Origin of the sequence: Saccharothrix sp. ST-888, assembly GCF_000955975.1 — a bacterium.
Classification (GTDB): domain Bacteria; phylum Actinomycetota; class Actinomycetes; order Streptomycetales; family Streptomycetaceae; genus Kitasatospora.
In genome coordinates this window covers 1-1,652 of record NZ_JYJF01000262.1, presented here as the reverse complement: position 1 = coordinate 1,652, position 1,652 = coordinate 1, and the positions used below count along the sequence as shown (strand labels likewise).

The window sequence follows — 1,652 nt, the reverse complement described above, 5'->3', positions numbered from 1 at the left end:
CCGGTCGCGGCGCGGCGCGGGTCGAACTGCCGACGTACGCCTTCCAGAAGGAGCGCTACTGGCTCGACGCCGGTGTGTCCGCCGGTGACATGGCGTCGGCGGGCCTGGAACTGGCGGGGCACCCGCTGCTGGGTGCGGCGGTCGAACTGCCGGACTCGGGCGGGTTCGTGTTCACCGGGCGGCTGGCGGTGTCCACCCAGCCGTGGCTGGCCGATCACCTGGTGCTGGGGAGCGTGCTGCTGCCGGGCACGGCCTTCGTGGAGCTGGCGATCCGGGCGGGCGACCAGGTGGGCTGCGACCTGCTGGACGAGCTCACCTTGGAGGCGCCGCTCGTGCTGCCCGAGCGCGGCGGGGTACAGCTGCGCCTCACGCTGGGTGCGGCGGACGGGTCGGGCAGCCGGGCGCTGAGCCTGCACTCGCGCCGGGAGGACGTCCCGGCCGAGGAGCCGTGGATCCGGCACGCCACCGGCCTGCTGGCCTCCGGCGCGCAGCAGCCCGCGTTCGACCTCGGCGAGTGGCCCCCGGCCGGTGCCGAGCAGGTGGACATCGACGGGCTGTACGAGGGGGCGGCGGGAGTCGGCCTGGACTACGGTCCGGTGTTCCAGGGCCTGCGCCGGGCCTGGCGGCGCGACGGCGAGGTCTTCGCGGAGATCCGGCCGGCCGTGGACGGGCGTGCTCTGGACGGCACGCCGTTCGGCCTGCACCCAGCGCTGCTGGATGCCGCCCTGCACGGGGTGGGCCTCGGCGGTCTGGTCCGTGACGCCGACCAGGACGCGGGCCGAGCCCGGCTGCCGTTCTCCTGGGGCGGGGTCCGGCTGCACGCCGCAGGCGCCTCGGCGCTGCGGGTGCGGTTGGCTCCGGCGGGGTCGGACAGCGTGTCGCTGGAGCTGGCGGACGAGACGGGCCGTGCGGTGGCCTCGGTGGATTCGCTGGTGCTGCGCGCGGTGTCGGCCGGTCAACTGCGGTCGGCCCAGGGCGCGTTCCACGAGTCGCTGTTCCGGCCGGAGTGGGTTGCGCTGCCCGCCGGTGCGGCGTCCGAGGGTGGGCGCTGGGCGCTGCTGGGCGCCGACGCCGAGGTGCTGGGTGATCTCGGACGGAACGTCGAGGCGTACCCGGACCTGGCGGCGCTCGCGGCGAGCGGGGACGTCCCGGATGTGGTCCTGGTACCCCGTCTCGCGTCGGCTGCCCAGGGTACGGACACCGCCGCTGCCGCCCGGACCGCTGTCCGGGAAGCCCTGGAGCTCGTCCAGTCCTGGCTTGCCGAGGACCGGTTCACCGACGCGCAGCTGGTGGTGCTCACCCGTGGCGCGGTGGCGACCGCCGCCGACGCGGACGTCACCGACCTGGTGCACGCTCCGGTCTGGGGCCTGCTGCGCTCGGCCCAGGGCGAGAACCCCGGCCGGATCGTGCTGGTCGACCTGGACGGTGACGGCGGCTCGGCCCGGGCGCTCCCGGCGGCACTGGCCTCCAGTGAGCCGCAACTGGCCGTCCGGCAGGGCACCTCGCACGCCTTCCGGCTGGCCCGGGTCCCGGCCCGGCCGGAGGAGGCCGCCGAGGCCGCCGAGGTCGAGGGTGCGGTGTTCGGTCCGTCCGGTACGGTCCTGATCACCGGTGGTACGGGTGCGCTGGGTGCGCTGGTGGCCCGGCACCTG

General features: G+C 76.0%; 1 protein-coding gene. It reads left to right on the top strand.

Features of this window, described 5'->3' with window-relative positions:
• Positions 1-1,652 (top strand): polyketide synthase dehydratase domain-containing protein (locus UK12_RS32495; RefSeq protein ID WP_045306806.1); only part of this gene is annotated, 1,652 nt, incomplete at both ends.